At 59.8% G+C, this 14646-nt stretch carries 11 protein-coding genes; 4 read left to right on the top strand and 7 right to left on the bottom strand.

The window, feature by feature from the left end; translation table 11 throughout:
• Position 1: 1 nt before the first annotated feature.
• Both E1958_RS03105 and ampD read right to left on the bottom strand, forming a co-directional pair.
• Complete coding sequence (locus E1958_RS03105) at positions 2–1348, bottom strand: OmpP1/FadL family transporter (protein ID WP_133510565.1); 1347 nt, start codon at positions 1346–1348, stop codon at positions 2–4.
• Between the two features lie 120 nt (positions 1349–1468).
• Positions 1469–2038 (bottom strand): 1,6-anhydro-N-acetylmuramyl-L-alanine amidase AmpD, encoded by a 570-nt coding sequence (ampD, locus tag E1958_RS03100; protein ID WP_133510642.1) that lies wholly within the window; start codon positions 2036–2038, stop codon positions 1469–1471.
• Between the two features lie 523 nt (positions 2039–2561).
• Between ampD and E1958_RS03095 the strand changes: the two genes are divergently transcribed.
• Positions 2562–3293: an ion transporter gene (locus tag E1958_RS03095; RefSeq protein WP_133510564.1), complete on the top strand. Its 732-nt coding sequence runs from the start codon at positions 2562–2564 to the stop codon at positions 3291–3293.
• A gap of 680 nt (positions 3294–3973) precedes the next feature.
• Here E1958_RS03095 and E1958_RS03090 read toward each other — a convergent pair.
• The 4 genes from E1958_RS03090 to E1958_RS03075 form a co-directional block, all read right to left on the bottom strand.
• Positions 3974–6880 (bottom strand): NACHT domain-containing protein, encoded by a 2907-nt coding sequence (locus E1958_RS03090; RefSeq protein ID WP_133510563.1) that lies wholly within the window; start codon positions 6878–6880, stop codon positions 3974–3976.
• A gap of 1078 nt (positions 6881–7958) precedes the next feature.
• Positions 7959–8171: a hypothetical protein gene (locus E1958_RS20750; RefSeq protein WP_133510562.1), complete on the bottom strand. Its 213-nt coding sequence runs from the start codon at positions 8169–8171 to the stop codon at positions 7959–7961.
• Positions 8172–8909: 738 nt separating this feature from the next.
• Positions 8910–9659 carry a J domain-containing protein gene (locus E1958_RS03080; protein WP_133510641.1) on the bottom strand — a complete coding sequence of 250 codons (750 nt, stop codon included), beginning with the start codon at positions 9657–9659 and terminating at the stop codon, positions 8910–8912.
• A 13-nt stretch (positions 9660–9672) separates the two neighbouring features.
• Positions 9673–10401: a VWA domain-containing protein gene (locus E1958_RS03075; RefSeq protein WP_133510561.1), complete on the bottom strand. Its 729-nt coding sequence runs from the start codon at positions 10399–10401 to the stop codon at positions 9673–9675.
• 544 nt (positions 10402–10945) lie between these two features.
• On the opposite strand from E1958_RS03075, the gene E1958_RS03070 reads away from it, so the two are divergent.
• Positions 10946–11512, top strand: a complete 567-nt coding sequence (locus E1958_RS03070; protein ID WP_208108565.1) for a 2-thiouracil desulfurase family protein — start codon at positions 10946–10948, stop codon at positions 11510–11512.
• Positions 11513–11677: 165 nt separating this feature from the next.
• On the opposite strand, the gene E1958_RS03065 is transcribed toward E1958_RS03070, so the two are convergent.
• Entirely contained in the window at positions 11678–12052 is a 375-nt protein-coding gene (locus E1958_RS03065) for a c-type cytochrome domain-containing protein (protein ID WP_133510559.1), read from the bottom strand.
• Between the two features lie 301 nt (positions 12053–12353).
• On the opposite strand from E1958_RS03065, the gene E1958_RS03060 reads away from it, so the two are divergent.
• Together E1958_RS03060 and xerD are read left to right on the top strand one after the other, a co-directional pair.
• On the top strand, positions 12354–12854 hold the full coding sequence (locus tag E1958_RS03060) for a methylated-DNA--[protein]-cysteine S-methyltransferase (RefSeq protein WP_133510558.1): 501 nt from the start codon (positions 12354–12356) through the stop codon (positions 12852–12854).
• A gap of 780 nt (positions 12855–13634) precedes the next feature.
• Complete coding sequence (gene xerD, locus E1958_RS03055; protein ID WP_133510557.1) at positions 13635–14537, top strand: site-specific tyrosine recombinase XerD; 903 nt, start codon at positions 13635–13637, stop codon at positions 14535–14537.
• Positions 14538–14646 lie beyond the last annotated feature (109 nt).

Here is a 14646-nt window from a genome sequence, read left to right as displayed (position 1 = left end):
GTCAGAAGGTCTTGCTCAGCTCCAATGCGAACAGGTGGGCGTTGCCCTCGTAATTGCCGTTGATGGCGTCGGTGCCGTTGATTTCTTTCCCGAGATCCGCCACCGGGGTATAGGTGTTGCTGCTCCGGTAGTGTCGGTCCTTGAACTTCACGTACATGTAGCCGACGTCAAGGGCCCAACCCTGACCCAGATCCTGACCGACACCGAAGCTGAAGAGATGGCGATCGTTGTCGGGTACGCGGGCACTGTAGTGGTCCTTTTTCTGCCCCGTCTCGTCGAAGGCATAGCCGCAGCGTAGCTGGGTGCCGGGTAGGACATCATAGGTCAGGCCCAGACGGTAGGCGTTAGTATCTTCCCACGCATTGACCTCGGAGAACAGGGTCCTGCCGGTGGCCCTGCTCTTGATCTCGATCCGGTCGAACTCGCTCCAGCCGATCCGGGTCCAGTCGAACTCGACCGCCAACCTATCGGTGAACGCATAGCGGGCGCCGAGTTGCAGACGCCAGGGCAGATTGAGGTCCAGCTTTGCCGCCTGGGCCACCGGTAAGCCGGAGCCCGGTTTTATCGTGCCCAGGAAGGCGAGCGTGGAATTCAGGGGCTTATAGTGTCCCGTCAGTTTCGAGGTAGAGGAGGAGTGATAGACGGCACCGAAACTCCACGCGCCACGGCGATACAGGACGCTGGCATTCCAGCCCCAACCGTCGCCGTCCCCGCTCATGCCGGTCAGCTGAGAATCGAGCCGTGCGGAGTTGGTCTTATAGTAGTCCAGACCGGCCGCCACACTGAGATCCTCGTTCACCTTGTAGACCAGCGTCGGAACCAAGGCCACGGTTTCCAATTTGCTGTTCGTCGGGTGGGCACCGAAGGGTAGCGGCAGGGTGACGCCCGGGGCCACCGTAACCGGCGCCGCCCCACTCAGCTTGGGAAAGGTCCCGGTTTCCCAACGGGTCTCCAATCCGAACGGGGCACTGATACCCAGGCCGATCCGCCAGCGGTCATGGACCCGGATGGCGGCCTGGAACAGGGGGGCGGTGACCCAGTCGGCACCGGCGCCGTCATGGTGTCCCGTGGCCGTGTCGACGCTGAAGCTCGGCCCGATGAAGAGGGCCCCCAGAGAGACGCTCGTCCGGTCGTGGAACCCCATGGCGGCGGGGTTGTAGGCGAATGCTCCCTTTTCTTCCGGGTTTGCGACCACCGCATTGGACATGGCGGTCCCCAGGGCGGAGGCCTCCGGGATGGAAAAGCCCGAGGCCATTGCGGCCGTCGCTCCCAATTGCAGACAAAGCCCGCCCACAAGCCCACCCAGCATAGCCGCTTGAGTCCGGCGGAACGCCGACGATTGCCTCATGATTCATCACCTCTTCATTATCGTTATGGGTTGTCCCGGCGCCGGGCATATGATGCCGTAACCGTTTGCCGCCTCGGCAACGCGGGTGCTTCCATGAACTCCCGCCTCACCGCATTCCGCCTACCCTACATGCAGGACGCTACCCTCATCAACCCTTCCGATGAGGGTGTGAAAATACTCCCAGTCGAAGGCCGCTCCCGGATCCGTCTTACGGCCGGGCGCGATGTCACTGTGGCCGACGATGCGTTCCAAGCCGATGTCCGGGAAACGGGCCCGGATAGCCTGAGTCGCTTGGGCCAGTACCCGATACTGGATCTCCGCGTAGGGAACCTCATCCGTACCCTCCAGCTCGATCCCAATGGCGAAATCGTTGCACGCCGCGCGGCCCGCGAAGCGCGAAACCCCCGCGTGCCAGGCGCGCTTGTAAAGATCCACGTACTGAATCAACTCGCCGTCGCGGCGGATGAGCAGATGGGAGGAGACGCGCAGCCCGGCGATGGCCCGAAAACAGGGATGGGCCTCCGGGTCCAGGCGGTTCTGAAACAGATCATCGATCCAGGGGCCACCGAACACCCCGGGCGGCAAGCTGATGCCGTGAATCACCAGCAGCTCCACGGCCACGCCCGGGGGACGTTCATCCCAGTTCGGGCAAGGCGCGCGCCGGGCTTGGGGCAACCAGCCGTCGGGCATGTTCAGTCCCTCAATGTTCGGGGAGCGGTGATGGGCAAGTTTCAAACGGGAACCTGTTCGATCCCGAAGCCCAGGGACAGGGCTGAACGCGCCCTAACCCAACCCGCCGGACTCGTCCCGACGCAGGAGGGATCTCGCCAAATAACCCCGGACCGCGCTACCACTACCGGGGGACTTCCAGATCCGAGTCGAATAGGATACAAGTTTCCCATACTCAATCCAAGCCGGACTATCCCACCGCCATGAAATAGCCTTAACCAGTCGCCAGCCTTCAGCTATTCCGCAGCCCACAGCCTTGGCCTCATCGAGTTGGGTAGGTCCGTGGCCGGGCCGGGCCTATCCTACACCGCCGACGACTGGTCGGTGTGGCTCGCTGTGCTTACTGCCCATCCAGGATTCTGGTTTTGTACCCTACTGAATCATGCTACTCCCGAGCCGAGCTGCAACGGGAAGTGGCGTCGGGTAACCGGCGGCAGTAACATTTTATTATCTTATCCCCAATAGAAAGCACGAGGAACCAACCGTGGATATAAAGGCAATCGTGGAGAGCAACGATACCCTACCAGGTCGCACATTCGATTTGATTGTGCAAGCCTTGATCCTGTTCTCTGTCATCACCTTTTCCATCGAAACCTTGCCCGATCTCGATGCCGGCACCAGAAAATTGCTTGAGGTTACGGAAGTCATCATAGCAATCATCTTTACCTGTGAATATTTCCTCAGGCTGTATGTGGCGGAGCGCAAGATGAGTTATGCCCTGAGCTTTTACGGGCTCATCGATCTGATCGCCATCGTTCCCTTTTATCTTTTACCCGGCGTCGACCTGCGGTCGTTAAGGATGTTTCGTCTGTTAAGCCTGTTTCGGTTGATGAAGCTGCTCCGATACAACAAGGCCATACATCAATTATCAAGGGCGCTTACCATCGCCAGAGAAGAGATTATCCTATTCAGCCTGATCACCCTCATGCTGTTATACCTGTCGGCCGTCGGGATCTATTATTTCGAAAATGAGGCCCAACCCGAGACCTTCAAAAGCATCTTCCACAGCCTATGGTGGGCCGTCGCCACTTTGTCAACGGTGGGTTATGGTGATATGTATCCGATAACGATAGGCGGCAAGCTATTTACCTTTATCATATTAATGCTTGGTCTATGTATCGTCGCCATTCCGACAGGATTGCTGGCATCCGCGCTGTCAAGGGTCAAACTGGAAGACCACGAGAAGGAATCGACCGCTTTGGATGACAAGCCATAATCACCGCCGAGTAGTCGTCAAAAGGGTAGTGTCAGCGGCCAAGGGTTCATGACGCTGGAGCGTGGGAGCCAGCCGAAAACCTTGCGATCAATTTGATGGACGCTTGCTTTGCCCATCCTACGAACTCGCATCGACCGTAGGATGCGGTGAGCGCAGTAGGTCTTACAGGATGGCACCGCGAGATGGCGCGAACCGCATCAATGATGCGGTGAGCCCGCGTAGGTCGGGTAAGGCGCGCCTGCTATGAAGCTGCATTGGCCGCGGTGATTGTAGCGCTCGTTCCCACGCTCCAGCGTGGGAACGCCGTCTTGTCCGCTCCAGCGGACTCAGCTCCTCTGTGCTCATAGGCGTCGGCTGTTAGCCTATCGAGGCGCTTAATCGACGCTGGAGCGCCAGATCCCTGCGCTCGTTCCCACGCTCCAGCGTGGGAACGTCGTCTTGTCCGCTCCAGCGGACTCAGCGCTGAAGGCGGGATGCGCTGCGCTTTCCCGCCCTACGGTCCTGTCATCCCGAGCGTAGCGAGGGATCTTCAAACCCAACTCACACCGAGGATTCATCCTAGTGGTATTGATTAGGCACAAGATCCCTCCTCCATCGGGACAAGGATTTCTCGCTAGGCTTGAAATGACAAGGGGAGCCAGCCGACACCCGGAAGCCCTCTGCCTCTTAAAGGGTTCAAATTACACAACCGGTTGCTTTATATCATTGTCCGGTTGATCTGACGTCCCCCCGTCATGCCGGGCCTGCGCATCCTCCAGTAATGCCGTCATGCCTTTGCCTGCGGTTTTCTCAATCGCGCTGGACGGCAGACCTAGATCCTGACAGGCCCGATACCATAATTGCAGGCGCTTAAAAATAGTCGTTTTATGATCTGCTAAAAAATCTGCTGCCAAACCCATGACCAAGCTGAATAACAATGCCCCAACTGCCATCACAACCAGAACAGGCAACAACTCAGCATTCGTCCTGGGCTCCATGACCATACCCATGATTGCAGCTGTGAATGTGCCTACGAGTGCGATGATTTCACCTGCTACTGCTACTGCGCCTGCAAGTGCAAGCGAGGCTACGACCAAGGCTGCGATTATGCCTACGACTGTGCCTTTGACTATGACTAAACCTGCGATAAAAGCTATGACTGCGGCTGCGACTACTGTTGCGGCTGTGCTCGCGATTTTGCTTACAAGTACGAATACCCCATCCGCTTGAATGTCACTCATCTCTATACCGAACCGGCTGACCAATTGGCAGGCCAGGCTGTCGGCTGCTGCCGTCCACTTGGATTTGAAAAAGCCGACAATCGTCTGGCGGGATGAAGATTTATCGACAACCAAGATGTCCCATAGACCTTTTGCTACCGCCGGCTCCTCGGATATCCCCCGCTTATGCAGGGTTTCCTGCAAGAGCTCGGCGAGGAAACCCATGGCCTCGTCCGACCCCTGTAGATTGCCGATGCCTAGCTTCCAGGTATTGGCAATGGAATGTCCACTGCGCTGTTCCGTTTCATTCGTCGAGAAGCGGCGGCTGATGGTCTGGGCCTGTAAGAGCTCCAGGTAGGATTTGTGGGCGAATTTAAAATTCCCGTCCTTGGTCGGATCCGTAACCAGCAAGCCGCAAGAACGCACGTCGGTATTGATTGCGTGCATGATCTCAGATCGCTTGGTTTGCCATTCGCGGCGCGCTGTACTGCGGAGTGGATGGGAATCCTCATTCCCTACCGCCCCCACGCTTTGGGACACCGTATCGGGGATTGCGGCGACCAACCGGTCCACGGCCTCCTCTAGTTGGTGTCCATCGATCTGATTGGGCAGATTCTTGGCCGCCATATAGGCGGCGATTCCGGTCATGAAATAGTGTCGCTCGGCACTGTTCAGTATCATGAAGGGGCGTTCGTCCTGTTTTCCCTGCTGGCGTTTCAGGGTTTGGCGGATGAAGAGATCGATCACCAGGGCCGAGTCGATATGGCGGCGCTCGGACAGCTGTTCCTGTCGCCATAGCAGGGACACGGCATACAACAAGGAGGGTCGCGCCACTACCTCATGAAATTTCCCGTCCCGCCGCGCCAGCTCCAGGATCTCGGTGCGGGTGGAAGCGTCCGCCTTGCGCAGGCTATCGGCAATCTGGTCGAGATTGAAAGGGGCCAGATAGAGGGTGTGGGTCTGTTCCGCGTTGCCCAGGGCGCGCCTGAACTCCTTGCTACCGAGAAAGAAATTGGGGCGCCCGGTGACTATGATCTTTGCTTCCGGGTAATTCAGACGCCATAGGGTGCGGAAGTGATTGATCCGGGCCTCGGTATCGCCGCTCAGATCCATTTCGTCGAACCCATCGAAGATCAACAACAGGCGTCCAGCCAGATGTAAATGGAGCAAGGCTTGAACGCTGATATCATAGTGATAGGCCCAGGTTGCCAATAATTCCTCCGGCGTCAGGGTGCGCAGATTCTTGCCCCGCAGCTCGATCAGGACAGGGATCCGGACATCGGCTCCGGTTTCGGCTTGTTTGATAAGGTGATAACAGAGCAGGAGTGAAGCCGTGCTCTTGCCCTGGCCGTATTCGCCTAACAGGGCCAATTGACGTTGGGTATTAGCTTGCAGCCAGTCATGGATGAATGCCTCCAGGGTCTGGTCCCGGATCTTGTTTTTCTCGCTTTCCAGGCGATAGGACGACGGGGTGTAAACATCCTGCAAGGTCAGATCGCTGTCCGTCAGCCGGGCGCGTTCGACCCGGTAGCGGATGTCCTCGAAATAATTCGAGAAATCCACTGAATCTACCAGCAATGCCGCTTCACTGGTATAGGTAAGGCTGCAATCCGCAAAGGTCTCCTCAGGCGCGGGGGCCTGGTCTTTCAAGGCCACAATCAGCTCGATCCCGGCTCGACCTTGGTTGTCTGCGACCTTGCGTGCATAGTCCACCAATTCGGACAGGTCTTGCGGGGCCTGGTGATAACAGGCCAGCACCGCCAGTGCGCCGGTGTGCTTTTCTTCGCCCAGCCAGCAGTTATGGGCCGGGTCGTATTCGCCCTCGAATCGATAGCTACGGTTGCGTAACAGCCACAATTGGCGGGCCCGTTCGTGCCAGACCAGGGATTCTGGCCGTTCCAACAGGTCGGGGTCCGGTTCGGCAGCCCCCTGATAGGGCGCCCGTCTTTGCCGGGCTTCCGGTCTGGGACTGAGCAGCAGTTTGATGTCCCGCAACACACTGGCGGCTTCGCGGTTCTGCTCCTGTTCGTGCTGCGCCAGGCTCTTGCGGCCTGTCCAGGCGGTGAAGACCCGGACATAGGCATAAACCAGGCTGCCGAATAGAAGGACGATCAACACCGCTTCCAGGGGGGTCAAGGATGGCGGTGCGGACCAGGGGGTCAGCTCGAAAAGCTTGAGCAATATAAACAGCGGGCCGCCGACGATGGAGGTATTGAACGACAGGCCGCCCAGGATCAATATCCCGAAACCCAGGAGGGCGGAAAAGCCGGAAAAGGCAAAGCGTTCTCGGGTATAGCGATCTCGCTTCCACCAGAAATAAAAGGCCCACAATCCCATGCCGCCGGCGGCTACCAGCAAGACGAGTAAAAACCAGTCGAGCAGTGACATTAGTTCGGTTTCCTATGGTCAATAAGTGGTCTCATGGCGCTCATTACCAGGCCCACGCGGGCCTCTCATCGGGTGTAGGATAGGGTGAGCCCGTAGCCCGTAGGGCGGATAAGGCCAGGCCCCGTCCCGACGCAGGAGGGAGCCTGGCCGCCATCCGCCGCTGATGCCATCCGCCGTTGATGGATTGTCACCATCCGATCAGAAAACCACGGAAGGCGGGATGCGCTGCGCTTTCCCGCCCTACCCTTTTGCGACACCCTCCAAGGGGGCGAGGGAGCCGGGTAGGATGGGCAAAGCGGAGCGTCCGAGCAATAGGGTCGCGGGCTTTGTCATGGCATGAAGCCCTGCAAACCAGGGTTCCCCATAGAGAGATAAAGCGAAGCGTGCCCATCAAATCCTGAGAGACTGTCTAAAAAGGGACCGTAGGCCGTAGGCTGGGTTACGGCCAGGGACGGCCAAAACCCAGCAATAACCACAGCTGGGGTTCGTTCTTCACCCCAGCCTACCGATTTAAAATCGATAGGCTAGTTTTTAGACAGCCTCTAAGAGGCCGCCTAAAAACCAGCCCATTGATTTTGCTTGATATGGAGTGACCAATCCGATCGAAATAAAGCCCTTGATCCCCCCTCTCCCCAGCCCTCTCCCCCAAGGAGGGTGTCGCAACAGCCCCGCTCCCGGTCTCTGGTTCCCAGGCCGCGCATGGGAACGAGAAAAATAAGCATGACTGATGACCATTTGGAGCGGCAACTCGGCATTCAGGTTCTAGCCGGTAACCAGAAGAGCCGACAAAATGTCAGCGGTCCCAGGAGCCGACAGGATGTCGGCGGTCCCAGGGGCCGATAAAGTGTCGTCGGTCCCGGGGGCCGACAGGATGTCGGCGGTCCTGGGGGGCGACAAAGTGTCGGCGGCAACGGTCAGAGCAGATGCCTTGTGGGCCGCACCCGATAATGCCGGATCGCCGGCAGGTTTAGTTCCCGGGTATACGAATGGTGGATACCGGGTAGCGGCTTTGTTAGCTCTGCTCGTTCCCACGCTCCAGCGTGGGAACGCAGGTGTGGCCGCTCCAGCGGCCAAGGTTTCAGGACGCTGGAGCGTCAGATCCCTCCCTCCCAGGGGCCGACAGGATATCGGTGGTCCCAGGGGCCGACAGGATGTCGGCGGTCCCAGGGGCTGACAGGATGTCGGCGGTCCCAGGGACCGACAGAATGTCGGCGGTCCCAGGGGCTGACAGGATGTCGGCGGTCCCGGGCCGGCTGGGACCGCCGTCTTTCAGACGGCTTACGGACCCCATGACCAGCTGTCGGCAACGCTCAGCGCAGACGCCTTCTGGGCCGCACCAAATAACGCCGGACCGCCGGCAGGTTTAGTTCCCGGGTATACGAATGGTGGACACCGGCCCGATGCTCTCCGCGGCGCGGAGCTTCCACCTTCCCACGCAGCCCGTAGCCCGTAGGGCGGGAAAGCGCAGCGCATCCCGCCTTCAGCCTGTCCCGCAGTCGGAAACCCTGGCCCTATTGTCGCCGGATGGATCTGTTTTATCCGCAGATTACGCCGTTTTTCGCAGCTTATTCCAAGCTCAATCTGCGGGAATCTGCGTTATCTACGGATAGAAGAAATCATGTGATCTTTTGCGATGATTTGCGTTCATTCGCGGCAAAAAAAGATTCCCCTGTTATCGGTACTTCGGCACTGCGGCAGGGTTTTTACGGAAGGTTTGGCCGCTTTGATCCCCTCACCCCAACCCCTCTCCCGACGAGGGTGTCGCAAAAGCGGTGGTGTCAGCTGCCAGTCCGTGAAATTTAAACCACAGAGAACGCAGAGCATTAGCCGCTTCCTTTCTCTGTGTTCTCTGCGTTCTCTGTGGTTCGAGATGATTTTTGCGACACCCTCCGGGAGCAACCGGCTGCGGGACAGCCCGGATTGGATTGAGTATGGGAAAATCGAGCTATCGAAAGACGAACCAACCAATAACACAATTGGTCCGAATCGACGTTGGGGGCGGCTCCGCCATGTCTCCTCCGGGCAAGGCCTATTCGTCCAGGAGCAACCGCTTCGCCGCATTGACCTTGGCCGCCAGGTAGTCCGAGCCGCCTCGGTCCGGATGGAAACGCTGCATCAAGCGGCGGTGAGCGGCGCGGATCTCGCGCTTACTTGCTCCCTGCACAAGACCGAGAATCGCAAGCGCCTCTTCCGGGGTCAGCGCGGCCTTGGCCGGCGGCGGTGCGGCTCCTGCCCCGCCCGTGCGTTCCCGCCAATCGCCACCCCGGACCCGATCAAGATAGGCCTCGAGTACCGCAGCGGACTGGTCGTCTGCGCTGCGACACAGGAGCAGCAGATCTACCAGCTGCTCCGGGTTCAGCGCGGATAAACGGTGACCTTGGAAGGGTCCTTCCAGCACCAGCCCATCCATCTCGCCGCTGGCATGGTCCAGGGTCATCTCCAGGAAGCGGGTGCGGATCGAAGATGTCTGTCCGCCGGTGCCTGCCCTTGTCCCCGATCTCCCGGACAAACCCAGGGCGTGCATGGCCTGCCGGATCATCGGCAACAGCCGCAGCAGATTGAGGACTCGGATGACCACGGGAATGGCGGCGGGGAGGGCCGCGAACAGGGGATGCAGTCGCCCGCTGACCGCCAGGAGCACCAAGACTCCCACGGCACCCCAGAGCAAGGAGCGACGCAGTAGCTTGGCAACCCGTTCCGGGGGCGTGCGTCTAAACCAATGCAGGAACCAGAGTACTGCGCCCGCCAACGCGATCAGTAGGATCAGGCGACCAAGCATCACTCAGGAAGGATCAGGCTTTGATGATCTGGCGGGCTAGGCGCAGGGCTTCGCCACCGCGCTGGTTCCCGAAGTCCTCCAATGCCGTGCGTCCCCCGGCGGCATAGACCGCGACGGCACTCAGCAGGTCGCGCAGGGTCTGCGGGCTATGTGCGTCGAAGTGACAATAGGCACCTCCGCTCAGGTGCGCAATCCGGCGGAAGCTTTGCTCCGCTCCGGGATCGGCCCCTTCCTGGAAGACGAAGGCAGGGAGACCCAAAAGACCAAGCCGTCCGGCAAGCCCGGCCAGCTCGTCTGGGTTCTCCTCGACACAGTCGCCCACGAACACCAGGGCGTTCACCCTACCGCGCCGCGACTCCTCCTCGGCATGTCGGAGCACCCGGCCAATCTGGCTGAGCCCCGCCGTGCAAGAGACACTGGTCATACAGGTATGAAGCGCAGTGGCCTCTTGGTACCAGGGCGAGCACTCAAACCCTAAAACGCCACTGTAATAACAAAGTTGGATCTCCAAGCCACCCAGCTCCGCGCTTTCGTTGAACATGGCCGCCTGGATCCGTGCCGCCCGATCCCAGGTCGGCTTGCGGCTCGCGGTGGCATCCATGGCAAAGATCAAACGACCGCGTCCGCCCACGGCAGGTACCGGCGTCTTCGCCACTTGGCGCAGAAAGGCCTCCACCTCGCCGCTGGAGGCCGAGTTCCGGATTTGTCTAGTACCTAGTTTCGACCGATGTTGCAAGTTCATAGTATCTGCTGGCTCACACGCTTGGTTCACACGCTCCAGTGCGTGGACTAGCAATATCGAGCGAAACTACGTACTAGTACCGCCGCTCATCCGGGTGTTCTCAGACACGATTTCATCTGCCTCGTCGAGGGTGTCCTCAAGATAGCGCTTGAGATCCGGAATTTCTTCTACATTCGCGGCGGTATCCGCAGTGGCCCGGAGCCAATCCGTGGGACCTGCCGCTGCCCCGGCAGTGGCTTAGTTTAAAAAATTTATGCTTGGCCGCTCACTTTCCGGCCCATTTAACGCCAGAACGCAATGGCGCCAAGACGCAAAGATTCTTTGTTCTTTCTTGGTGTCTTGGCGTCCTTGCGTCATTGCGTTTTTTCGCGAACTGAGCCACTACCGCTGCCCCGATGAGCTTTTTTGCCAGGGCCTTGCTTGCGATCTTCACCAACTATATGCTTTGCGCGATCGATAATACTCTGTTTGGCCGGCTCGATCGCTGTCTCGACCAGATTAATACCTTACGATGCGTGTCTGCACCTTTGGAGACGGACCGGCAGTGCCTTGTGTTTTGCCGCAGGTCAGGGTCGGCGTGAGTGCCTGCCTCTTAGGTCAACGGGTACGCTTCGACGGTGGGCACAAGCGTGATGACTTCCTTACCGGGTCACTCGCCGATTTCCTGGAGTTGGTGCCTGTGTGTCCCGAGATGGGCATCGGGATGGGTGTCCCACGTCCGCCGATTCGATTGGTCGGGGCTCCGGAACGACCGCGCGCCCTCGGCGTGGACGATGCCACGCTGGATGTAACGGAGCAACTCCTTTCCTTCGCCCGGCAGTGTGTCTCCTTCCGCGGAGACATCAGCGGTTACATACTGAAACAGGACTCGCCGAGCTGCGGCATGAAGGGGGTAAAGGTCCATGATCCCGAAGGTAAAACCGCCGACCGCAGGGGCATCGGCATCTTCGCCCGCGTCTTGATGGAGGCCAGACCGCTGCTGCCGGTAGTGGAGGAGACCTGGTTGAAGGATCCGGTACTATGCGCGGGCTTTCTCACCAGAGTCTTGGCGTACCACAGCCTGAGAGCCTGTCCGGCTTACGACTGTTCCACTGCGGATACGAACGCGTAAACCAGACAGGCTCTGAATTTTTCAGGGTGCCCCTATGATGGCCTTGCGGCTGATGGCCTTCCGGCGCGCTCGCCCGGCAGGGGTGAAGAACCCCCGCAGGAGGCGCTCTATATCACCACCCGCAAATTCGCCTGGTGAAGGTCTTGACACAAGCGAGGTGCGGTATCAGTTGTTTTTTGCGCCCTGGTCGATCCAGGCCTTTACCCGATCGATCTCGGCCTGGCTCGGCGTTTCGTCGTCGTCATGGGGCATCCGCAACGACGGATCCGCCCGTCCCTCCACGAGCATGATCAGGGCACTGGTGAAGCTGTCTCCCGGCTTGATGACGGGGCCGTAGGTGGTCCCCTTCATGAGGCTTTCGTAGTCGTCCATGCGCAGACCGCTGGTCTTGCTCCCTTTGCCGCCCTCGCCGTGGCAGCGCATACAGTAAGTGTCGAGGAAGGGTCTTACGTCGGCACTGTAGCTGACCGATTGCTCTCCGCAGCCCAGCAAGGTCACGGCGGGGGACAGTAGAACGAGAGTACGCGCGAGTTTATTCATCTCGTTATCTCAGTGGAATCTATGGTTTTCTGTGCCAAGTTTCAATCACTCTGTCCGTCATGTCAACGCGGGTCGTGTCGGTATCGGCCCAAAATGGTTTGTCCCCCGCAGATGTGGAGGAACAGGCTGCCGGAAGCTGGTAGCCGGCGACTATGACCAGGCGACATTGACTGCTAGACCTTTTCCACGGACGTATCGAAGCGATGAAGACACGCTGATACAGCCTTTGCCGCTGTCGTTGCAAGGGTTCGGTAGCCGGCGACGGGCAGCCAGCGACTGATGAACGAATGAGGGTTAAAACATGGGCATAATAGATGCGTTCGTCGAGACGCCGTTGGGGGCCATCGGAATCCTGGTGAAGGATGGCGTCCTGTGCGGATTGGATCTGGAGCCGGACCGGACAATCCGGGCGAGCGATGCGCTGCCGGCCATGGTCCGGGAGCAGCTGATGGCCTATTTCGAGGACGGAAGCCACGCTTTCGAGCTTCCCTTAGACCTGCAGGGAACGACCTTTCAGATCCGGGTGTGGGAGGCGTTGCGGGAGATCCCCCCTGGCTGTACGGTCACTTACGGCGCGCTGGCATGGAAGCTTGGGACTGGCGCCCGCGCCATTGGGGGGGCCTGCCGCGCCAATCCCTGTCCCATTGTCGTGCCCTGCCATCGCATCGTTGCCGGCAAGGGTCTCGGTGGCTTTGCCGGTGATTCCAGCGGTCGTAAGCTCGCAGTCAAGCGGTGGCTGCTGCGGCATGAGGGGGCACTGTCTCCCGGAACACCGCCGGTCTCGAAGCGGCTGATGCCTTGACTTAAGCGTATCGAAGCTAAAGCCATTGGTTCCTCCTCACCCCAACCCGCTTCCCCAGGAGGGTGTCGCGAAAGCCCCGCTCCCGGTCTCTGGTTCCCAGGCAGCGCATGGGAACGAGAAAAATAGGCATGACTGATGACCATTTGGACCGGCAACTCGGCATTCAGGTTCTAAACGAAATATCGGTGATCCCGGGAGCCGACAAAATGTCGGCGATCCCAGGGGCCGACAAAGTGTCGGCGGTTCCGGGGACGCTGGGAGCGCCGTCTTTCAGACGGCTTACGCACCCAATGACCAGCTGTCGGCAAGGGTCAGAGCAGACGCCTTGTGGGCCGCACCCGATAACGCCGGGCAGCCGGCAGGTTTAGTTCCCGTGTATACGCATGGTGGACACCGGCCCGATTCTCTCCGCGGCGCAGAGCAACCAGGTTCCCACGCAGCGCGTGGGAACGAGAAAGAAGACCCCTCCTGCGTCGGGACAAGTCCGGCGGGTTGGGTTAGGGCGCGTTCAGCCCTGTCACTATGCTTCGGGATCGAACAGCGCGCCTAACCCAACCTACACCCAAAGCGAGATCCGCGCGTGCAGGCTGCGCGGGGGATCATGTGGGTGTAGGTTGCGTTAAGACGCCGGCATGACCCAAGCAGACGATCAGCGCGCCTCGGTGCGTCGAAACGCAACACGTCCGGTCCCTCAAACAGCGCCGAATAACTCAGGATTGCTTTTAACCGGACAGCCTCTTAGCAACTCCCCGAGTGGATTCCTTCGTATCAACCCCTCTCATGATCGAAGATGCCGAGCAGGATCTCATCGAGCGTTTTGCCGATGCCTTGTGGATGGAGCGGGGCTTAAGCGCGAACACCCTCGCTGCCTACCAGTCCGATCTGCGGGCCTTCGCCGGCTGGCTCTCCAAGGAGCGGGGCAGGGGCCTGGCGCAAGCGCAGCGCAGCGATCTGCTGGACTATCTGACCCTGCGCTCCCGCCAGGGCCGTAAGCCTCGCTCCTCCGCCCGGCTGCTTTCCTGTCTGCGCCAGTTCTACCAGCACCTGTTGCGTCAAGGCACGATTCAAGGGGATCCCAGCGCCCGGGTGGAGGCCCCGAAGCTTGGTCGACCACTGCCCAAATCCCTCACCGAGGCCGAAGTAGAGACCCTTTTGGGGGCGCCGGATACGGACGCTCCCCGGGGGCACCGCGACCGTACCATGTTGGAGCTCCTGTACGCCACCGGGTTGCGGGTATCGGAGCTGGTGGGGTTGACGCTCCAGCAGGTAAGTTTGGTCCAGGGCGTCGTGCGGGTGACGGGGAAGGGGGGCAAGGAACGCCTGGTGCCCCTGGGTGAGGAGGCGGTATCCTGGCTGCAGGATTACCTCCAGGGACCGCGCCGGGACCTGGTGGGGGGACGCCGGTGCGATTTTCTCTTTCCCACCCACCGCAGCGACTGCATGACGCGCCAGGCCTTCTGGCAGCTCATCAAGCGCTACGCCGTGGCGGCGGGTATCAGCAAGCCCCTGTCGCCGCACACCCTCCGCCACGCCTTTGCGACCCATCTGCTCAATCACGGGGCCGACCTGCGGGTAGTACAGATGCTGTTGGGCCACAGCGACCTCTCCACCACCCAGATCTACACCCACGTGGCACGCGAGAGGCTCAAGCAGCTCCACGCCCGCCATCATCCGCGGGCCTGAACGATGCCGATTTTAGCGGTGGAACTAAATGCCTGCTTAGGCTACCGTACGGGACTTCATCGAATGGCAGGTTTTTTCGGCCGCGGCCGGTCGAGCGAATTTTCAGCTG

Source organism: Candidatus Thiosymbion oneisti (assembly GCF_004359955.1).
Taxonomy (GTDB): Bacteria; Pseudomonadota; Gammaproteobacteria; order Chromatiales; family Chromatiaceae; genus Thiosymbion; species Thiosymbion oneisti.
Note: the sequence above shows the minus strand (reverse complement) of the source record. Positions and strands in the feature narration are given on the sequence as shown.